This window comes from Pseudomonas sp. MWU13-2862 (assembly GCF_023242495.1).
GTDB classification, from domain to species: domain Bacteria; phylum Pseudomonadota; class Gammaproteobacteria; order Pseudomonadales; family Pseudomonadaceae; genus Aquipseudomonas; species Aquipseudomonas gingeri_D.
Genome location: NZ_JALMEZ010000005.1, coordinates 46813 through 66334, shown reverse-complemented (window position 1 = coordinate 66334; position 19522 = coordinate 46813). Strand labels below are relative to the sequence as shown.

Sequence of the window (19522 nt, the reverse complement as noted above, 5' to 3'; positions counted from 1 at the left end):
CTCCCCCCTTCGTTAGGCTTGTTGAGTCACAGACATACCTGTGACCGGGTGTCGCAACCTGTATTCACACACGAAGGCGCGGTAGCTCCGCAACGATGTAGCCAACGCTTCTGGCGTATGGCTGCTGCGTTCTATGGTGGACCGCGCGAGGCAGGCTTCGGCTTGGCCGGTGTTCCTTCGTGTACCGGTTTGCGACCCTCGCGTGGTCTGCCACCCTCACCGTGTCGCAACGGCGGATGGCAGTTCCTTAACCTCACGAAGGAGATAAGGAGAATGGTCTATCCCCCTTTCACGCCCGGGCACCGCCTGTCACATCGGGTGTTAATCCGATCCAATCACGGAGCCCCTCTCCATGATTGATCGCACACTGCTCTCACGCCTACCCACACCCACGTTGATCAAACTCGCCTCCCTGAGCCCCACCGAAGCGGTCGATCACTTACGCCACGCCGCCCGGCTCTGCCTGGACGGTGCCCGAACCCTGGCCTTTCAGGATGACCAGCAGCAGAAGCTGGCCGACAAACTGATCAAGGACGCCATCGCCCTCTACGACATGGCGATCCTGCGACAACGTGATCCACCCTCTCCCGCTTCAACCACCACCATCAGCCTCAACGCCTGCGCCAATGCCTCATCGCAAAGCCCCACCCCTTGGGACGAGCAATTCGCCCAGGAAATCGCCAGTGGCGGACGCTGTGCTGGGCTCTGGCTGGACCGACGCGCCACCCAACCCTTGTGGTGGCAACTGACCCAGGCTCGCCGGGGCTATCCGGAAGGTGATCGGCGCGACGCCTTCGAGGCAGGGTTTCTCCGGCATCTACAGCAACGCCTGATTACCGCGCAATACCGGACCTCACGCAGCCCACCGCCACGCTGATCCTGAAGACGGCAACGTTCGCGTTGCCAGCCTCTTTTTCAAGGCCCGCAACTCACCACCCCGCCCCCTCAAAACGATACTTTTGAGAAGTAGCCATGCTGCCCCCACTGACCCGATTGATAAGCTTCATCTCATCCGCCATATCGGCCACGAAATAGGCCCTCTTCGCCCAAGGATCACAGATGACGGCGTCGTTGTTCCAGGTCGTGGGGTCTTGCAGATTGGTCTGCGCGCTCCGGCCGCAGACGACGAAGACGTGATCAGGGCCCGCGTAATCGGCCTCCACAACCCCTGTAATCGCGCCGCTGACCGCAGGGCCCTGATAGCCTTCCATTCCCACGTGGTTTTGCAGGGACATCAGTTCGAGCGGCGCGATCCCGGTACTGGCGAGCATATCGAACGCGAGGCACGCCTGTTCCTCGCAGTTTCCCGCTCGTGACGCCCGCGCCGCAGCGGCGACCGCCTTTACATAGGGCTTCCCTTCGAAGCCGAAGATGCCGTCGTCAACATACGACTGGCTGAGCACCGCGTGTCGTTGCTCAAGCACGGCATTGCCATGGGTCAAGGCGTCTCCAGGGCGATTGCTCGCCGCGATGCCCAACGCCTTTATGCCCTGCACCACCACGCGAGCCGCCTGTAGAAATACATACATGTAAATCACCTCCCTTGACCGACCGCAGGCTTTCCCTTTCGTAGGGAGCCGTCGCTTGACAGAAAACCAACCTACTAGTAGGTTTATCCCATCCAACAGCCAGCAGGCTGACTCAACCCCCTCTCACGGGGCCGAGTATATCCAGCGTTGCGCGGTAATTTTATGGAATTGTCTATGAACACAGAACTGTCCCCGAAAGCGACCGAAATTGCCGAGTATGCCCAGTCATTGCTGACTGTCGGGGGCTACAACAGCTTCAGTTATGCGGATATTGCCGAGCGGGTGCGTATCACCAAGGCCACTATTCATCACCATTTCCCCAGCAAGGCCGAGTTGGTTCGCGTGGTGGTCGCGCGGTATCGCGAGCAAGCACGGGAAGGCCTGGCGGCGCTCGGTCGGCAGGTTGCCGATCCATTGGCACAGCTCAATGCCTATGTCGGTTACTGGTCCACCTGTATCCGTAGTGGCAGCTCTCCGTTCTGTATCTGCGCGATGCTGGCCGTCGAACTGCCGACGATTCCTGACGAAGTGGCGGCCGAAGTTCGCGGGCATTTCCAGGACCTGACCGACTGGCTCACATCGGTCCTCGAAAAGGGCACCGCCACCGGGCAGTTTCACTTGCAAGACAGCTCGACGATCGAGGCAAAGGCGTTCATGGCCAGCGTGCATGGAGCCATGCTGGCAGCGCGTGGGTTCGGCGATCCAGAGACCTTCCAGGCGCTGGTTCAATTGTCCATCAGCAGGCTGACTTCAACCCGCTGATCCCTACTGAGAAGACTGGTGAAGACCGGTCTTTTATTTTGCCTTCACACCCAACCAACTAGTAGAGAGACACATGCCATGACTCATCCCATATCGACTTTAGGCGCCATTCATACCGTTATCAGCCTGATCCCCGTGATTGCAGGCGCCTACAGCTTTATCCGCTATTACAAGATCGACCCGAAGACCCGCGCCGGCAGTGTCTATCTCATCAGTTTGACGCTCACGGTCGCCACGTCCTTTGGGGTCTCCAGTACTGGTGGTTTAAATGCCGGGCATGCCTTTGGCGTCATTGTGCTGCTTGCCGCCTACGCCGGTGCGTGGGCGCCAGCAGTGAGTTTCCTGGGGCGAGCGCGCCCGTATTTGAGCGCATTCGGGCTGTCGTTCAGTTTCCTGCTGTCATTCGTGCCCGCCACCAATGAAACCCTCACCCGCCTCCCCGTCTCGCATCCGATTGCCGATCATCCGATGGCGCCCGTGGTGCTGAGCACGCTGGTGGTATGGCTAGGCTTTTTCATCGTGGGGTTTGCCGCGCAATGCCGGCAGATTTATTCGCGGAACAAGGTCTCGGTACGGACATAAAGCAGGGTCATCAGGCGGTTACGCGGCTCAAGCCCGGTATTGCTTCGGCATCAGCGCCAACAGCAATCCCAACGAGCCGCATACCAGCAAGGTCAGGCCCAACGCCTGGGACCACGCCGCCAGCAGCATCCCCACACCAATCAGCAAGTAATACAACAAACCGAACAGCGCACCGGCGGTGCCCAATCGATCACCGTAGTTCGAGAGTGCCGAACCCAGGACATTGGGAATCGCCATGCCGAACGCCAGCACCACCAGTTGCATCGCCAACACAAACAGCACGCTGTCCTGCAGAAGCCACACGCCAACACCGCCGAACAATCCCGACAGCGCAGACACACGGATCAACCGGGCACTGGTCAATCCACGGCGTAACAAACGCTTGTTGACCCAGGCGCCAAGGCCCGACCCCAAGGCCAGGATCACGCCGCTGTAACCGAACATCCGACCACTCAGCCCCAACCTTTCAAACATGAACGGTGCGAGGCTGTAGTAGCTGAACAGGGCAATGTTGAACACCGCGACCAACAGCGCCGAACGCCAGAGATCCAGGTCCCGCAGCATGCGCCACAGCGTTTCGAACAGCCCGACACTGGCCAGATGCAGCGGCCGGGTTTCCGGCAGCGCTCGCCAGGACCACAGCGCCAACCCCAGGGACAGCAGCAACAGACAGCCCAGCACGCCTCGATAACCGAAGGCCTGCACCAGACTCGCCCCGCCGAACAGTCCAAGTGCCGGACTGGTGGCCAGCGCTATGCCCACCAGCGAAAACACCTGCGCCAGCTCCAAACCGCTGAAGCGGTCGCGCAGCAGGGTCTGCGTGACCACCGAACCCACTGCCGCGCCAAATGCCGCCAGCACCTGGGCGACCAACAAGGCCTCAAAGGTACGCGCAGCCAGCGCCAGTATCGACGCCATGGCGTACAACAACAGCCCCGCCAGCATGGCCGGCCGCCGTCCGATCCGGTCACACAGCCGCCCCCACACCACCACGCCGAAAGCGAAGGACAGGAAGTACACCGACAGGGTTTGCGCCGCCTGTTGCGGCCCCACGGCAAAGGCCCGACTGATATCCGCCAGCGCCGGGCTGTAAAGGGTTTGCGCGATTTGCGGGAACATCAACAGGGCAATCGCCAGCCCCAACCACTTTGTAGACTTCATCGCGACTTCACTCGCCAGAAAAACAGGCGGCCAGTTTGAAGCGTGCCAGGCGTCGTATTATCAAGACTCAGACAACTAATCATTGAAATCGGACAATCGATGGCCTGGCTCGACACCCATGACGCTTTCAACCCCGACCGATACCCCGCGCCGGTCATTGGTATCGCGTCCACTCTGGGGGACCACGACTCTGGCCTCCATCAACATCAACGCGGTCAGTTGCTGTTTACCCATCAGGGCTGCACGCGCATCACACTGGCGCGGCATCTGTGCCTGCTGCCGCCCTCCCGTGCTGCCTGGATACCCGCGGGCGTGAATCATCGCGCGGTGATGCAGCAGACCGTGGACTATCGATCGATTTATCTGTCTGCCGAGTTGTGCGCCGAACTGCCACAACAGGTTTGCGTGATCGAAGTCACGCCGCTGCTGCGGGCAGTCCTGGAACCCATCGCCATTGCCGATTTCGACACCGATTGGCGACAAGGCAAATTCGTTCATTTGCTGGGGCTGTGCCTCAGCGAAATTCGTGACGCGGTGCGCCAGCCCATGCTGTTACCGCTGCCCCAGGACAGACGTTTGAAGCCGCTGCTGGCCATGCCCGAACAACTGCCACCAACCGTTCAGGTACTCGAGCAGCAAATCGGCGCCAGCAGCCGGACCATCGGTCGCATCTTCCAGCGCGAGACCGGCATGAGTTATCAGCAATGGCGGCAACAGTGGCGGTTGATGCGGGCCATCGAACTGCTGTCCACCGGCCGCAGCCTCAGCTACAGCGCCTTCGAGTTGGGCTTTTCCAGTGACAGCGCGTTTATTGCGTTCTTCAGGGACCTGACAGGCACGACACCGGGGGCGTGGCTCAAGTGACCCAGATGGCGGCACCACGACCTGCGCATTAGCGGAGCTATAACGCCAAGGCGTCCGCTCCGGCAACAATGCGAAGCGGCGCCGCCGGGTCATTGGCAGCACGCCACACCGCTTCGGCCACATCGCGCGCCAAGGTGATCTCCGACGACTGAGCCCATTGTGCAAAGACGTTCTTCGCCAGATCGGCATACGCCTCGGGGATGAGTATTCGCGCCTGCGCGTTTTCACCGAAGCGTGTTTCAGGCGCCCGTCCCGGGAGCACCAGGCTCACGCGGATATTGAATGGCTGAAGCTCCAGCGCCAGCGACTCGGTAAACCCATTGATCGCCGCCTTGCTCGCGGTGTACACGGAAAGCAGCGTAAGGGGCTTCAAGGTCACGCTCGACGTGACGTTCACCACCGTGCCCGCCTTGCGCTGCCTGAACTGGGGCAGCAGCGCCTGGGTCAGCGCGATGGTGCCAAAGGTGTTGGTCTCGAAAATATCGCGAACGGCGTCCATCGGCGTACCTTCAAGGGCGCCGAACATGCCAATCCCGGCGTTGTTGACCAGCACATCGACGGGGCCCGCGGCCTCTACCACCCGCTGGATGCTCTGCGGGTCGGTCACGTCGAGCGCCAGCACACGCAGGTACTCGGAGTGCGGCAACAAGTCCTCGCGCGGCGTGCGCAGGGTGGCGATGACTTTCCAACCGTGGTCGAGAAAGTACCGGGCGGTTTCAAGGCCGAAACCGGATGAGCAGCCTGTTATCAGAACGGTTTTCATCAATGACTTCCTGCAGGTGATAGACGGTACGGAAACGATACGGCCGCGCATCCGGACTTGCTACACTCGAAAGTCCATATCTCATTCGCAAGAGTCCTGCCGTGATTGATCCGTTATCGGAAGTCGTCAGCCTGCTCCAGCCGTGCGCGCCGTTCTCGAAGCTCGTCAGCGGCGCGGGGCACTGGCGTGTCCGCCGATCAGAAGCCGGGCAGCCGTTCTACTGTGTGATCCTCGAAGGGGCGTGCCGCCTCGCGGTTGAAGGACGCGAGCCGATCGAGCTCCAGGCCGGCGACTTTGTCCTGATTCCCTCCTCGCCGGGGTTTGCGATGTCGAGTCTTGAGCCGCCGCCCGAGGACGTTCAGACAGCGCCCGTCGCACAGCTCCAGGGCGGGTTCCGCCTGGGTGTGCAAGACGGGCCGCACGAAGTGCTGGTGCTGGTGGGCCACTGCGTCTTCGGCTCGCCGGACGCGGCTTTGCTGGTGTCGCTGCTCCCGCGGTTGATCCATGTTCGCGGCGAAAAAAGACTCACCACCCTGGTTCAACTGGTCAGCGAAGAGTCCCGCGAGCGGCGGCCGGCGCGGGAAGTGATCCTGGAACGTCTGCTGGAGGTGCTGCTGATCGAAGCCCTGCGCTCCACGGCGGGGCCCACCACCTCACCCGGCCTCTTGCGCGGGCTTGCCGACGAACGCCTCGCCGTGGCGATCAGACGAATGCACGAAAGCCCGACCCAAGCCTGGACGATTGCGCAGTTGGCGAAAGAGGCCGCCCTCTCCCGCTCGGCTTTCTTCGAGCGCTTCAACCGCGCATTGGGGACAGCGCCGATGGCCTATCTGCTGACCTGGCGCATGGCCCTGGCCAAGAATCTGCTACGCCGCAAGGAAGCTGGCCTGGCGGAGATTGCACAACGCGTGGGCTATAGCTCGGCGAGCGCGTTCAGCGTCGCCTTTACCCGCCATGTCGGGCTGCCGCCCACGCGTTATGCGCAGAACGAGGCGGATCCACTTATGGCCGGCTGAGGTTGTCCGTGATCGCGGTCATCACCATGCTGCCTTCGTCCACGCAGCGCTCGGTGTCACGCGCCATGACCCATTGTGCAAACGCCTCACTCGGCAGCGGGACCGAGAACAAATAGCCTTGCCCCACCTCATAGCCCTGCGCCACGAGAATATCGCACTGGGCGACCTGTTCAATGCCTTCAGCCACCACGTGCAAGCCAAGCCCCTTGCCGATACCAATGACGGACTCACTCAGGGCACGGCAGGAAGCATCGCGCTCCAGGTCGTCGACGAAACTCTTGTCCAGTTTCAACTCGCTGATCGGCAGGCGCCGCAAATACCCCAGGCTGGAGTAGCCGGTGCCAAAGTCATCGATGGCCAGGCGCACGCCCAAGGCGTGCAAATCGCGGAGAGTTTGCTCGGTGCCTGCGCTATTGGAGAGCAAGACGCCCTCGGTCAACTCCACACACAGGTCGCTCGGCTGCAAGTCGCAATATTGCAATTGCCGGTCGATCAACTCGGCCAGATTACGGTTGTGGAAGTTGATCGGCGACAGGTTGATCGACAAGGAAGGGATCCCCAACCCTTGCCGACGCCACTGCGCCAATTGCTCGCACGCTTGCTCCAGCACCCATTGACTCAGCGCATTGATCAGCCCGCACTCCTCGGCCAGAGGGATGAACCGGTCGGGGCCGATAGGGCCCAGCGTCGGATGCACCCAACGCGCCAGCGCTTCGGCCCCCACCAGACGTCCGCTGCGCAGATTCACCTGCGGCTGATAAACCAGATACAGCTCATCGCCGGCCAGGGCCCTGCGCAAGTCCGTCTCCAGCATCAAGCGCTCCTGGGCGGTCTTGTTCATCTCCTCGAGAAAGAAGCTGAAGCTGCCGCGTTCGACGCGCTTGGCCTGGTACATGGCGATATCGGCGCAATGCAGCAGGCTTTCCATATCCTGCCCGTCCCTGGGGAACAGGCTGATGCCGATACTGGCCGACAACACGACGCAAGTCCCGGCAACGGTGGCCGGGACGCTGAGGGTCAGCAGCAGCCGCTCAAGAAAAAACGTGACCTGGGTGGCGCCCATCCGTGGCAACACCAACACGAACTCGTCCCCGGACAAACGCCCGACAATGTCCGACTCCCGCAGCACACTGCGCAGCCGTTGCGCCATGACTTGCAGCAGTTCGTCCCCCGAGGCGTGCCCCAGGGCATCGTTGATCTGCTTGAAACGGTCCAGGTCGACAAACAATACCGCCAGTTCGGTCTGCTCTTCAGCCGCTTCAAGCAGGGTCCGCTCGGCCTGGGCCAGGAGGAAATTGCGATTGGGCAAGCCGGTCAGGGCATCATAAAAGGCCAATCGCAGAATGGACTGCCGGGCCTCTTCCCGCTCCAGGGCCAGCAGGCACAGGTGGATACCTGCCGTTACCAGATGGGTATGAAGAGGATCCGGTCCGCGGGACTCCCGGAAGTAGAGCGCAAAGGTCGCCGCGACCCGTCCCGCGGCGTTGCGGATCGGAACCGACCAGCACGCCTGGAAAGCCAACTGTTGAGCCAGGGCCCTGTAGTCGGCCCAGAGCGGGTCGTGGTGAATGTCCGTCACCAGAACCGGCTCGCCCCGGTAGGCCGCCGTGCCACAGGAGCCACTGGCCGGACCGGCTGACAGGCCCTCGATCGCCCTGGAGTAATCCGGCGGCAAGCCCGGGCTGGCCAAGGGGTGGAGGATTCCGTTCTTGTCCACACTGAGGATCGAAACAGCGACCTCGGGGGCAATGTGTTCAATCTCCTCGCACAGCAGGGTCAGCACGCTCTCCAGCGACGCCTCTTTCAACAACGCGCCGATGATCTTGTCCTGCAACACCTCATGCAGCTTTGTCCGGGTAATGTCGGTCAACACGATCACGATGTTTTCGACCTTGCCCCGGGCATCGAACACCGGCGTCGAGGAAACATGCAGCCACAACCGTTGGCCATTGCGCTTGCCGATCAGCGCGCTGGTTTCATTGGATTGACCGCCGAGGAGCTTTTCCAGCACCTGCTGTGCATTCGCCTTGGCTTGGGTACCCGGGGTAAAGAATATCAGCAGTGACTGACCGATCACCTCTTCACGGGAATAGCCCAACAAGCGAACGAACCCGTCATTGACATAAATGAGGTCTCCATTCGCATCGGCGATACAGGTGGCCGAACGGGTGGCATTGACGGATATCGAGAGCAAGCGGTGCTCGATGTCCTTCAAGCGCGCCTGGGTGATGTCCTTGAGAAAGGCGGCGTAGAGAATGCGGCCCTGCAAGGTGATTTTCGAGATGGACAACGAGCCCCAGCGCTCTTCGCCATCCTTGCGCACAATACGCAGATCCCGGCTGCTGCCGACTATCTTGTTGACCCCGGTCTCGCGGTTGGCGCTGATAAAACCGTCATGCTGGGCATAGACAGCCTGGGGCACCAAGGTATTGACGTTTTGGCCCAGTACTTCGCTGCGCGGACACCCCCAGAGCTGCTCGGCCGCCCCGTTGAAGAACACCACGCAATTGTGATCATCAATGACCACCACGGCATCAATTGCCTGCTCCAGTGTCTGCACGAAAAAGGGCTCCGCTTCTTCGCCACTGATCAACCCGACGCTAGAGTCCATTTCTCTTACCACTGTATACCTGTAATCACCGCCCTACGCCCTTGGGAGCACGTAAGGCACCAGAAGCGCGACGCTGTCTTTACAACCGAGTGTACGACTCTCTCACCCAAAGCACCTCGTGTCAGGCACTGCGATGAAAACAAGCTGGACGGATATAATCCGTTCCTGGGGTGTCAGTTTAACGGCTTCGTGTATTTCCGCTGTAAAACACCCGAGTTTTTTAAACAACGTCGTATATTCCGGCCTCGCCGGATCGCCCCAATCGAGTGCGAGCCGCCCCAACCCGGAGCATCTCTCGAGGATGGGCGGTGCAAAGCAACCGAACTCAGCCCCGGAAAATCCGCTGTATCTCGCCGCTTTCCCCCCTTGAGCCTGGCGTTGGAGAAATGACCATGATCTGGCACGCCTCTCGCAAGGAACAGGGCGTGCAGGAGTAGCGCGAGCTAGACGCACCACAATTTGCAAATAGTTGGCTAGGGTTCCGGCTCGCTGAAAAGCGAGTGACTGGTCCGAGAGCCAACGACCTCCAGTTGAGGTTACACGGCGGGATAAAAGCCCGGGAGACAGACCACCTATTCATACAGGTGTCGCGCTGCTCCCTGTCCGCCCATCCTCAACTGGAGTCTTACCATGCGAAAACCCCTTCTATCCGCCCTCCTCGCCGCCGGTATTGCCCTGCTGGTCAGCCTGCCGTCCAACGCCGCGGCCAAGACTGATTTCAACGTCTGCTGGACGATCTATGCGGGCTGGATGCCTTGGGAGTATGCGCAAGCCCAAGGCATCGTCGACAAGTGGGGCAAAAAATACGGCATCCACATCAAGGTCACCCAGCTCAACGATTACGTGGAGTCGATCAACCAGTACACCGCCGGCCAGTTCGATGGCTGCACCATGACCAACATGGACGCCCTGACCATCCCCGCCGCCGGTGGCGTGGACAGCACCGCGCTGCTGGTCAGCGACTTCTCCAACGGCAACGACGGCATCGTCATCAAGGGCAGCGGCAAGACCGTCGCCGACCTCAAGGGCATGAACGTCAACCTGGTCGAACTTTCGGTCTCCCATTATCTGCTGGCGCGCGCACTGGACAGCGTCGATCTGCAGGAAAAGGACCTGAAAGTCGTCAACACGTCCGACGCGGATATTTCCGCCGCCTTCAACACCGACGCCGTCCAGGCCGTCACGACCTGGAATCCCATGCTCGCCGACATCAAGGCCAAGCCGGGGGTCACCGAGGTGTTCGACTCCAGCAAGATCCCTGGCGAGATCATCGACATGATGGTGGTCAATACCCAGACGCTCAAAGATAACCCCGCGCTGGGTAAAGCCCTGACCGGCGCCTGGTTCGAAGTCGTGGCCTTGATGGGCAGTCAGTCCGCCACCGGCGAAGCAGCCCTGGAACATATGGCCAAGGCCTCCGGCACCGACCTGGCCGGTTTCAAGGCGCAATTGGCGACGACCCAACTGTTCCGTACACCGCAGCAGATGCTGGACTTCGTCAACAGCCCCGAACTGCCGAAAACCATGGACAAGGTCTCTGGCTTCTCCTTTGAGCATGGCCTGCTTGGCCAGGCGGCCAAGGACAGCAGCGCGGTCGGCATGCGCTTCGCCCATGAGGTCACTCGCGGCGACAAGGGCAATCTCAAGCTGCGCTTTGACCCCGGCTACGTGCAGATGGCGGTCGACGGCAAGCTGTAAGCAGAGGACACGTCCATGCACCTGATCAATCGTCACCCTGATCGGCCCACACGCTTGTTGCTGGTGATCCTGCCCTTCGCCCTGTTGTTGTGTGCCTATTTTTTGGGCTCCGCGCAGCGGTTGGCAGACAACCCCAACGACAAGCTGCTGCCCAGCGCCGTGCAGATGACCGACGCGGTGAAACGCATGGCCTTCAGCGAGGACAAGCGCAGCGGTGGTTATGTGCTCTGGCAGGACACCGCGTCCAGCCTGCGACGCCTGGCCATCGGCCTGGGCGTCAGCGCCCTGGCGGGCCTGTGCCTGGGCATCGCCGCGGGCACGCTGCCGCTGTTCGGCGCGCCGCTGTCGCCGTTGCTGGTGGTGCTGTCCATGGTGCCGCCGCTGGCGATCCTGCCGATCCTGTTTATCGTCTTCGGCCTGGGTGAACTGTCCAAGGTGATGCTGATCGTCATCGGCATCACGCCGATACTGGCCCGCGACCTGGAACAACGGGCCCGGGAAATCCCCGTCGAGTTGCTGATCAAGGCCCAGACCCTGGGAGCCTCGACCTGGACCCTGATCCTGCGCGTGGTCCTGCCGCAACTGCTGCCACGGCTGCTGATTTCCCTGCGGCTGGTGCTGGGATCGGCATGGTTGTTCCTGATCGCGGCCGAGGCCATCGCTTCCGAAGATGGCCTGGGCTATCGGATCTTCCTGGTGCGCCGCTACCTGGCCATGGACGTTATTTTGCCCTATGTGGTGTGGATCACCCTGCTGGCCTGGCTGATGGACTGGGGCTTGAAGCAGCTCACCCGGCGTGCCTTTCCCTGGTACGAAGGAGCCCGCTCATGAGCTTTATCCAAGTCAACAATGTGTGGCAGCAGTATGGCGACCATGTGGTGCTGGAGGGCCTGAACCTGAGCATCGCCGAAGGCGAGTTCTGCACCCTGGTCGGCACGTCCGGCTGCGGAAAATCAACCTTCCTGCGGCTGTTGCTGGGCCAGGAAAGCGCGAGTCGCGGCGAAATCCTGCTCGACGGCCAACCGTTGGCCGCGGAGCCGGACCCGAGTCGTGGCGTGGTGTTCCAGCGCTATTCGGTGTTCCCCCACTTGAGCGCGCTGGACAACGTCGCCCTGGGCCTGGAACTGCCCCGGGCGCCGCTGCTGGGCCGGCTGTTCGGCCAACGCAAACGCGCCGCCCGCGAACAGGCGGCGGCGCTGCTGCACAAGGTCGGTCTCGGTCATGCCCTGGACAAATACCCGGCGCAGCTCTCGGGCGGCATGCAGCAACGCCTGGCCATCGCCCAGGCCTTGATCATGAAGCCACGGGTGCTGCTGCTTGACGAACCCTTCGGTGCCCTCGACCCCGGTATCCGCAAGGACATGCACGCCCTGCTGCTGGACCTGTGGCGCGAAACCCGGCTGACCGTATTCATGGTCACCCACGACCTCAGCGAAGGCTTCAGCCTGGGCACCCGACTGATGGTTTTCGACAAGGTGCGCGTCGATCCCCATGCGCCCTATGCCTATGGGGCCCGCATTACTTACGACCTGCCGCTCAACAGCAAGCGTAGCGAGGCCCAGGCGGCCCTCGCGACCTCGCTGGCGAGCGCTCTTCAACCGATCCTGGGACTGACCCCATGAATGACACTGCTGTTTTTGCCGACGAACGCCTGCCCGGCGGCGGCCACCTTTCTTTCGTGCTCAAGCGCGGGCAGCTACTGCGCCTGACCGACCTTCAAGGCGGCGCCAACGTCAGCCTGATGCTGTTCAACGCGCATGAGAAAACCGAGCGATTGAACCTGCCTGACAGTCTCAAGTGCCAACACACCGCCAAGCTGACGACCGGCCATTGCCTGTACTCGGACATGGGCCGGGTGCTGGCGGCCATCACCCGTGACACCTGCGGTTGGAGCGACAGCCTCGGTGGTGTGCTATGCGCCGACGAAGTCGAACAGAAGTACGGCCGCGGCCGCTACCAGGAGCTGCGCAACGGGTTCTACCGCAACGGCGCAGACAACCTGCTGGTGGAGATGGGCAAGTGGGGACTGGGGCTCTGCGATCTGTCCATGACCCTCAATCTGTTCAGTCGCGTCGACGTCGACGCTCACGGTGCCTTGCACTTTGTCGAAGCGCATTCCAAAGCGGGCGACTGCATTGAGCTCTACGCGCCGATGGACACCCTGTTCATCATCACCGCACTGCAACACCCCATGGACCCCGCCCCTGAATACGCGCCCAAACCGGTGCAACTGACCTTTATGAACGCCGACGCCAGCGTCGCCGAACACTGCCGGACTTCGCGCCCCGAAAACCTGCGCGGCTTCATCAACACCGACCGCCTGTTCGCTTGAGGACGACCCCATGACCACCCACCTGCATCCCGAATCAGCCGTCTACCGGGCCACCGTCCCGGCGGGCGAGCCCTGGCTCACCGAAGTGAAGGCCGGCCAGACCCTGCGCATCCTCGACCTCGAAGGAAACCAGGCCGTTGACACGCTGTTCTACAGCGCGGCCAACCCGCGCGAACGTTACGACGTCCAACGGACCCTGCGGCGCCAGAACAACGTCTACCTGAGCACCGGCAGCGTGCTCTACTCCAATCTTGGCCGCCCCTTGCTGACCATCGTCGAAGACAACTGCGGTCGCCACGACACCCTCGGCGGTGCCTGCGCCCAGGAAAGCAACACCGTGCGTTATGCCCTGGACAAACGCCACATGCACAGCTGCCGCGACAACTACCTGCGCGCCTGCACCCACGATGGTCGGCTGGGCAAACGGGATATCAGCCCGAACATCAACTTCTTCATGAACGTGCCGGTAACACCCGAAGGCGCCCTGACCTTCGAGGACGGCATCTCCGCCCCCGGAAAGTACGTGCAGTTGCGGGCCGAGATGGACGTGATCGTGTTGATATCCAACTGCCCGCAACTGAACAACCCGTGCAATGGCTATAACCCCACCCCTGCGGAGCTGCTGATATGGGACTGAAACCCTGGCTCAAGCCCCTGCGGCTATGGCTGTTCACGATTTGCCAGAGTCGCGCGGGCCAGACGCTGCCTCGCAAGCGGCCTTGATCGCGGTTTGGGGACGACCCCGAGACCCTTTCGAAAAACTGTGGGACGACCCGCACCCCAGCCGAGGCGGACCAGCGCCGCCTCCAGGGAATCCGTCATGTTTGACACACTGTTGATTGCCAACCGCGGTGCCATCGCCTGCCGTCTCCTGCGCACCTTGCGCGAACTCGACGTCAAGGGCGTGGCGGTGTATTCCGAAGCGGATATCACCAGCCGCCACATCCTTGAAGCCGACCAGGCCCTGAGCCTGGGTGAAGGGGCCGCGGCCGACACCTACCTGGTGGTGGACAAGATCCTGGCCGCGGCCAAGGCCAGCGGCGCCCAGGCCATTCATCCCGGTTATGGCTTTCTTTCCGAAAACGCCGCCTTTGCCGAGGCCTGCGAAGCCGCCGGGATCGCCTTCGTCGGCCCGACGCCGGAACAACTGCGGCTGTTCGGCCTCAAGCACACCGCCCGCGCCCTCGCCCGCCAGCAGGGCGTGCCGTTGCTGGAAGGAACCGACCTGCTTGACAGCCTCGATGAAGCCCTGCGGGCCGCGACGCAGGTGGGCTACCCGATCATGCTCAAGAGTACCGCCGGCGGAGGTGGCATCGGCATGCGCGTGTGCCGCGACGCCAAGGAGCTGCAAGAAGCCTTTGAGACCGTCAAGCGCCTGGGCCAGAACAACTTCAGCAACGCCGGGGTGTTTATCGAGAAATACATCCAGCGCGCCCGCCACCTGGAGGTCCAGGTATTCGGTGACGGTGTCGGCGAGGTATTGGCCCTGGGCGTACGCGATTGCTCGGTGCAGCGACGCAACCAGAAGGTCCTTGAAGAAACCCCCGCACCGAACCTGCCCGACGGCATGGCCGAAGCCCTTTGCAACGCCGCCGTGCAATTGGCCAAGGCGGTCAACTACCGCAGCGCCGGCACCGTCGAGTTTGTCTTCGACAGCGACGATCAACGCTTTTACTTCCTGGAGGTGAACACCCGCCTGCAGGTCGAGCACGGGGTGACCGAACAGGTCTGGGGCGTCGACCTCGTGCGCTGGATGTTGCAGCTGGCCGCGGGAGACTTGCCGCCCCTCGGCGAATTGGGCGCCTGCCTGCAACCTCGCGGCCACGCGGTGCAAGCGCGGTTGTACGCCGAAGATCCGGGCAAGGACTTCCAGCCAAGCCCGGGCCTGCTGACGGCGGTGAAATTCCCGCCGGCCGATGGCCAGGCATTGCGTATCGATACCTGGGTCGAGGCCGGTTGTGAGATCCCGCCCTACTTCGACCCGATGATCGCCAAAGTCATCACCTGGGCCGAGGACCGCGAGCAGGCGCGCCTGCACCTGCACCGGGCGCTGGGCGAAAGCCAGCTTTACGGCGTCGAGACCAACCGCGACTACCTTCGCCAGATCCTGCTCGATGTGCCGTTCGCCAGCGGCCAGCCCTGGACCCGTTGCCTGGAAGCGCTGGTCTATCACGCCAACACCTTCGAAGTACTCAGTGGCGGCACCCAGACCAGCGTGCAGGATTATCCGGGGCGCCAGGGCTACTGGGCCGTGGGCGTGCCGCCTTCGGGTCCCATGGACAGCCGTGCGCTGCGCCTGGGTAATCTGTTGCTGGGCAACCCCGAGGGTTGCGCCGGTCTCGAGATCACCATGAGCGGGCCGAGCCTGCGCTTCAATACTGACGCTGTGCTGGCGGTGACCGGCGCGGTGTTGCCAGTGACGCTCGATGGCGCAGCAGTGGCAATGAATACCGCGCTGCGGGTCAAGGCAGGTTCGGTATTGAGCCTGGGCAGCATCACCGGAGCCGGCGCACGCAGTTATCTATGCCTGCGCGGTGGCGTGCAGGTGCCGGATTACCTGGGCAGCAAAAGCACCTTCACCCTCGGCCAGTTCGGTGGCCATGGTGGACGGGCGCTGCGCGCCGGCGATGTGCTGCACCTGGCCCCGCTGACCGACGCAACGGCCGGCGCGGTGCTTGCCGGGCAGGAGCCGCTGGCGGCGCTGCGCTCCATCCGCGTGATCTATGGCCCCCATGGCGCACCGGAATACTTTACCGAAGACTACATCCACACGTTCTTCAGCACCGACTGGGAAGTGCATTTCAACTCCAGCCGTACCGGCGTGCGCCTGATAGGTCCCAAACCCGAGTGGGTTCGGGCCGACGGTGGAGAGGCCGGGCTCCATCCGTCCAATATCCACGACAACCCCTATGCCATCGGCGCGGTGGATTTCACCGGGGATATGCCGGTGATTCTCGGCCCCGACGGTCCCAGCCTGGGTGGCTTCGTGTGCCCGGTGACCGTGATCGAGGCCGACCTCTGGCAATTGGGGCAACTCAAGGCCGGGGACAAGGTGCGGTTCATCCCGACCAATCTCGCCCAGGCACGCCAACTCGCCACCGCGGCGCTGACCGCCGAGCCTCCCAGGGACGCCGCCGTGATCGGGCTGCAATCCCCCATTGTGCTGGACCTGGGCCAGGACGATACCCGCCTGGTGGCGCGCCTGGCCGGTGATACCCACCTGCTGCTGGAGATCGGCGCCGCCGAGCTCGACCTGGTGTTGCGCTTCCGGGGCCACGCCTTGATGCAGGCGCTCGAAGCCAAGGCGTTGCCGGGGGTCATCGACCTTACCCCCGGTATTCGCTCGTTGCAGGTCCACTACCAACCCGAACAACTCCCCCTGGCCCACTTGCTGGAGATCGTGGCTGGAGAATGGGACGCGGTCTGTGCCGCCCGCGACTTGCAGGTCCCCTCTCGCATCGTGCACTTACCGCTGTCGTGGGATGACCCGGCTTGCCAGCTGGCCATTGAAAAATACATGACCACCGTTCGCAAGGATGCGCCGTGGTGTCCCAGTAACCTGGAGTTCATTCGCCGCATCAATGACCTGCCCGACCTGGATGAAGTACAGCGCACGGTGTTCGAGGCCAGCTATCTGGTCATGGGCCTGGGCGATGTCTACCTCGGGGCACCGGTAGCGACGCCGCTGGATCCCCGGCATCGCCTGGTGACCACCAAGTACAACCCGGCGCGGACCTGGACCGCCGAGAACTCGGTGGGTATCGGCGGGGCCTACCTGTGCGTTTATGGCATGGAAGGCCCCGGCGGCTACCAGTTCGTCGGGCGTACGCTGCAGATGTGGAACCGTTACCGCGAAGTGGCGGCGTTCTCCGGCAAACCCTGGCTGTTGCGCTTCTTCGATCAGATTCGGTTCTACCCAGTCAGCGCGCAGGAGTTGCTGCGCATCCGTCGCGATTTCCCCCTCGGTCGCTTCGACTTGAACATCGAGCACAGCCAATTGCGCCTGGCCGACTACCAGGACTTCCTGGCCAGTGAAGCGAGCAGCATCCAGGCGTTCCGAGACCAGCAACAAAGCGCTTTTTCCGCCGAAAGACGGCGCTGGATCGACAGCGGCCAAGCGCACTTCGAAAGCAGCGAAGCGCTTGTCGAGGCACCCGAAGAAGCGCCCTTGCCGGCTCATCAAATCAGCGTGGAAAGCCCCATTGCGGGCAACCTCTGGCAGGTTCAGGTCGCTGTCGGCGAGCGGGTCGCCGCAGGCGCGGCGTTGGTCGTGCTGGAGTCGATGAAGATGGAAATTCCGGTGCTTGCGCCCTGTGCCGGCATTGTTCGAGAAGTGCTCGTGCAACCCGGCTCGGCGGTGCGCGCCGGGCAACGGGTGGTCGTGATTGAGCCCGTCCCCCCTACAGGAGAAAAGCCATGAAAACCGATCTGCAACTGGACGTGCTGCGGGCACGCTACGCCAGCGGCGAATGCTCGCCACGTCGCCTGATCCTCGCCCTACGTGAACAGGCCGAGGCGTTGAATCCCGATTTCAATCTGTTCATCCATCTGCTCAGTGCCCAGGAGCTGGAGCCTTACCTGGTCGCCCTTGAATCCAGCACGATGGAAAGCCTGCCGTTGTACGGCGTGCCCTTTGCCATCAAGGACAACATCGATCTGGCGGGTATCCCCACCACGGCGGCGTGCCCGGCGTTCGCCTATACCCCGCAGCGTTCGGCGACCGTCGTCCAGCAGCTGATCGACCTGGGGGCGGTGCCGTTGGGTAAAACCAACCTCGACCAGTTTGCCACCGGCCTCAACGGCACCCGCTCACCCTATGGCCCCTGCCGTAACAGCGTGCTCGCTGAATATCCGTCGGGGGGCTCCAGCGCGGGCTCGCCCTTGACGGTGGCACTGGGTTTGACCAGCTTTGCCCTGGGCACCGATACCGCGGGCTCGGGCCGGGTGCCGGCGGCGCTCAACAACCTGGTGGGGCTCAAGGCGACCAAGGGTCTGCTGTCCACGGCCGGGGTGGTGCCGGCCTGTCGCACCCTCGACTGCGTGACGACCTTCACCGCCAGTGCCGCCGAGGCGAGCCGCCTGTTGACGCTGATCGCGCGGCAGGATCCTGAAGATGAATACAGCCGCGCCAATCCCGCCTGGAACGATGGCACGGCGTTCGGCAGCGTGCGGCCGTTTCGATTTGGCGTGCCACGGGCCCGGGACCTGGAGTTTTTCGGCTGTACTGAAGGACCGGGGCTGTTTGCCGCCGCGATCGAGCGTTTGCAGGCATTGGGCGGCGAAGCGGTCAGTCTCGACCTGTCGCCGTTTCTTGAGGCCGCACGGCTACTCTATGAAGGTCCATGGGTGGCCGAGCGCTATAGCGTCGTCGGCGAGCTGGCGCAGGCTCAGCCAGATGCGCTACTGCCCGTGATCCATGCGGTGCTGGCCAAAGCCCCCCAGGTGAGCGGCGTGCAAACCTTCCGCGCGCAGTATCGCCTGCAGGCACTCAAGGCGCAGTGCGACCGCCTGATGGCCGGGCTGGATTGTGTCCTGACGCCCACCATCGGTCGCCCGGTGACCTTGGCCGAGCTTGCCGAAGAGCCGGTCCTGCGCAACGCCGAGCTGGGTTACTACACCAACTTCATGAACCTGCTGGACTATGCCGCCGTGGCCGTACCGAGCGGCTTCATGGCCAACGGCTTGCCCTGGGGGGTGACCTTGTTGGGTCGGGCCTTCACCGATCAATACCTGCTGAGCCTCGCCCATGCGTATCAGGGCGGCAAAAAACCTGCCCATGAGGCTCGCCATGATCAGGCCCGCCTGGTGGTCTGCGGCGCGCACCTTGACGGCCTGGCGCTTAACGGGCAGCTCAAGCAACGCGGCGCGCGCCTGCTCGAAACGACCCGGAGTTCACCGGATTACCGGCTGTACGCACTGGCCGGCGGCCCGCTGAAGCGTCCGGGGATGGTCCGGGTCGCTGAAGGTGGCGTGGCCATCGCCGTGGAGGTCTGGCAATTGCCCAGCAGCGAGTTGGGCTCGTTCCTGACCGGGATCCCGGCCCCACTGGGATTGGGTAAGGTGCAGTTGGACGATGGTCGTTGGGAGACCGGGTTCATTTGCGACGCCTATGGCCTGGAGGGCGCCACGGATATCAGCGCTTGGGGCGGCTGGCGCGCCTGGTTGTCCGCGCAGTCCTGAGTCCATCGCCTGAACAAGCGCCCC

16 protein-coding genes and 1 riboswitch are annotated in these 19522 nt (G+C 62.7%); of the genes, 12 read left to right on the top strand and 4 right to left on the bottom strand.

Annotated elements, in window-relative coordinates:
• The first annotated feature begins 352 nt into the window (after positions 1 to 352).
• On the top strand, positions 353 to 877 hold the full coding sequence (locus M5C56_RS10555; protein WP_103495625.1) for a LasR-specific antiactivator QslA: 525 nt from the start codon (positions 353 to 355) through the stop codon (positions 875 to 877).
• 52 nt (positions 878 to 929) lie between these two features.
• On the opposite strand, the gene M5C56_RS10550 is transcribed toward M5C56_RS10555, so the two are convergent.
• A complete protein-coding gene (locus M5C56_RS10550) occupies positions 930 to 1529 on the bottom strand; it encodes a hypothetical protein (RefSeq protein WP_103495624.1) in 600 nt (199 codons plus the stop codon).
• 174 nt (positions 1530 to 1703) lie between these two features.
• Here M5C56_RS10550 and M5C56_RS10545 point away from each other — a divergent pair, with 174 nt between their 5' ends.
• On the top strand, positions 1704 to 2291 hold the full coding sequence (locus M5C56_RS10545) for a TetR/AcrR family transcriptional regulator (RefSeq protein ID WP_103495623.1): 588 nt from the start codon (positions 1704 to 1706) through the stop codon (positions 2289 to 2291).
• A gap of 78 nt (positions 2292 to 2369) precedes the next feature.
• A complete protein-coding gene (locus tag M5C56_RS10540; protein WP_103495622.1) occupies positions 2370 to 2873 on the top strand; it encodes a hypothetical protein in 504 nt (167 codons plus the stop codon).
• A gap of 27 nt (positions 2874 to 2900) precedes the next feature.
• On the opposite strand, the gene M5C56_RS10535 is transcribed toward M5C56_RS10540, so the two are convergent.
• A complete protein-coding gene (locus M5C56_RS10535) occupies positions 2901 to 4034 on the bottom strand; it encodes a multidrug effflux MFS transporter (RefSeq protein ID WP_103495621.1) in 1134 nt (377 codons plus the stop codon).
• Between the two features lie 99 nt (positions 4035 to 4133).
• Between M5C56_RS10535 and M5C56_RS10530 the strand changes: the two genes are divergently transcribed.
• Positions 4134 to 4898 (top strand): helix-turn-helix transcriptional regulator, encoded by a 765-nt coding sequence (locus tag M5C56_RS10530; RefSeq protein WP_103495620.1) that lies wholly within the window; start codon positions 4134 to 4136, stop codon positions 4896 to 4898.
• Positions 4899 to 4935: 37 nt separating this feature from the next.
• Here the strand turns inward: M5C56_RS10530 and M5C56_RS10525 are convergent, their stop codons facing one another.
• On the bottom strand, positions 4936 to 5661 hold the full coding sequence (locus M5C56_RS10525; RefSeq protein ID WP_103495619.1) for an SDR family oxidoreductase: 726 nt from the start codon (positions 5659 to 5661) through the stop codon (positions 4936 to 4938).
• 101 nt (positions 5662 to 5762) lie between these two features.
• On the opposite strand from M5C56_RS10525, the gene M5C56_RS32480 reads away from it, so the two are divergent.
• Positions 5763 to 6677, top strand: a complete 915-nt coding sequence (locus tag M5C56_RS32480; RefSeq protein ID WP_103495618.1) for an AraC family transcriptional regulator — start codon at positions 5763 to 5765, stop codon at positions 6675 to 6677.
• On the opposite strand, the gene M5C56_RS10515 is transcribed toward M5C56_RS32480, so the two are convergent.
• The gene (locus tag M5C56_RS10515; RefSeq protein WP_103495617.1) at positions 6664 to 9288 is read right to left on the bottom strand and encodes an EAL domain-containing protein; all 2625 of its coding nucleotides are present in this window, start codon (positions 9286 to 9288) and stop codon (positions 6664 to 6666) included. The two genes, M5C56_RS32480 and M5C56_RS10515, sit on opposite strands and share 14 nt — an antisense overlap.
• 462 nt (positions 9289 to 9750) lie before the next feature.
• A riboswitch (guanidine-I (ykkC/yxkD leader) is annotated at positions 9751 to 9853 on the top strand.
• A gap of 65 nt (positions 9854 to 9918) precedes the next feature.
• On the opposite strand from M5C56_RS10515, the gene M5C56_RS10510 reads away from it, so the two are divergent.
• The 7 genes from M5C56_RS10510 to atzF all read left to right on the top strand — a co-directional run bounded on the left by M5C56_RS10510 (position 9919) and on the right by atzF (position 19498).
• Positions 9919 to 10986 carry a putative urea ABC transporter substrate-binding protein gene (locus M5C56_RS10510; protein ID WP_103495616.1) on the top strand — a complete coding sequence of 356 codons (1068 nt, stop codon included), beginning with the start codon at positions 9919 to 9921 and terminating at the stop codon, positions 10984 to 10986.
• A 15-nt stretch (positions 10987 to 11001) separates the two neighbouring features.
• Positions 11002 to 11817, top strand: coding sequence for an ABC transporter permease (locus M5C56_RS10505; protein WP_103495615.1), 816 nt, complete (start codon positions 11002 to 11004; stop codon positions 11815 to 11817).
• Positions 11814 to 12608 (top strand): ABC transporter ATP-binding protein, encoded by a 795-nt coding sequence (locus M5C56_RS10500; protein WP_103495614.1) that lies wholly within the window; start codon positions 11814 to 11816, stop codon positions 12606 to 12608. Before M5C56_RS10505 ends, M5C56_RS10500 begins: the two co-directional genes overlap by 4 nt.
• Positions 12605 to 13318: an urea amidolyase associated protein UAAP1 gene (locus M5C56_RS10495; protein WP_103495613.1), complete on the top strand. Its 714-nt coding sequence runs from the start codon at positions 12605 to 12607 to the stop codon at positions 13316 to 13318. Before M5C56_RS10500 ends, M5C56_RS10495 begins: the two co-directional genes overlap by 4 nt.
• Before the next feature lie 10 nt (positions 13319 to 13328).
• Positions 13329 to 13955, top strand: a complete 627-nt coding sequence (locus tag M5C56_RS10490) for an urea amidolyase associated protein UAAP2 (RefSeq protein WP_103495612.1) — start codon at positions 13329 to 13331, stop codon at positions 13953 to 13955.
• Between the two features lie 183 nt (positions 13956 to 14138).
• On the top strand, positions 14139 to 17738 hold the full coding sequence (gene uca, locus M5C56_RS10485; RefSeq protein WP_103495611.1) for an urea carboxylase: 3600 nt from the start codon (positions 14139 to 14141) through the stop codon (positions 17736 to 17738).
• The gene (gene atzF, locus M5C56_RS10480) at positions 17735 to 19498 is read left to right on the top strand and encodes an allophanate hydrolase (protein WP_103495610.1); all 1764 of its coding nucleotides are present in this window, start codon (positions 17735 to 17737) and stop codon (positions 19496 to 19498) included. Before uca ends, atzF begins: the two co-directional genes overlap by 4 nt.
• Positions 19499 to 19522: the final 24 nt, after the last annotated feature.

What these genes read in the sequence shown, in the direction of transcription:
- M5C56_RS10490 (WP_103495612.1), top strand. Translation starts at nt 13,329, where the DNA reads ATGACCACCCACCTGCATCCCGAATCAGCCGTCTACCGGGCCACCGTC.
- M5C56_RS10535 (WP_103495621.1), bottom strand. Translation starts at nt 4,034, where the DNA reads ATGAAGTCTACAAAGTGGTTGGGGCTGGCGATTGCCCTGTTGATGTTC.
- M5C56_RS10550 (WP_103495624.1), bottom strand. Translation starts at nt 1,529, where the DNA reads ATGTATGTATTTCTACAGGCGGCTCGCGTGGTGGTGCAGGGCATAAAG.
- M5C56_RS10495 (WP_103495613.1), top strand. Translation starts at nt 12,605, where the DNA reads ATGAATGACACTGCTGTTTTTGCCGACGAACGCCTGCCCGGCGGCGGC.
- M5C56_RS10510 (WP_103495616.1), top strand. Translation starts at nt 9,919, where the DNA reads ATGCGAAAACCCCTTCTATCCGCCCTCCTCGCCGCCGGTATTGCCCTG.
- M5C56_RS10500 (WP_103495614.1), top strand. Translation starts at nt 11,814, where the DNA reads ATGAGCTTTATCCAAGTCAACAATGTGTGGCAGCAGTATGGCGACCAT.
- atzF (WP_103495610.1), top strand. Translation starts at nt 17,735, where the DNA reads ATGAAAACCGATCTGCAACTGGACGTGCTGCGGGCACGCTACGCCAGC.
- M5C56_RS10525 (WP_103495619.1), bottom strand. Translation starts at nt 5,661, where the DNA reads ATGAAAACCGTTCTGATAACAGGCTGCTCATCCGGTTTCGGCCTTGAA.
- M5C56_RS10545 (WP_103495623.1), top strand. Translation starts at nt 1,704, where the DNA reads ATGAACACAGAACTGTCCCCGAAAGCGACCGAAATTGCCGAGTATGCC.
- M5C56_RS10505 (WP_103495615.1), top strand. Translation starts at nt 11,002, where the DNA reads ATGCACCTGATCAATCGTCACCCTGATCGGCCCACACGCTTGTTGCTG.
- uca (WP_103495611.1), top strand. Translation starts at nt 14,139, where the DNA reads ATGTTTGACACACTGTTGATTGCCAACCGCGGTGCCATCGCCTGCCGT.
- M5C56_RS10530 (WP_103495620.1), top strand. Translation starts at nt 4,134, where the DNA reads ATGGCCTGGCTCGACACCCATGACGCTTTCAACCCCGACCGATACCCC.
- M5C56_RS10515 (WP_103495617.1), bottom strand. Translation starts at nt 9,288, where the DNA reads ATGGACTCTAGCGTCGGGTTGATCAGTGGCGAAGAAGCGGAGCCCTTT.
- M5C56_RS10555 (WP_103495625.1), top strand. Translation starts at nt 353, where the DNA reads ATGATTGATCGCACACTGCTCTCACGCCTACCCACACCCACGTTGATC.
- M5C56_RS10540 (WP_103495622.1), top strand. Translation starts at nt 2,370, where the DNA reads ATGACTCATCCCATATCGACTTTAGGCGCCATTCATACCGTTATCAGC.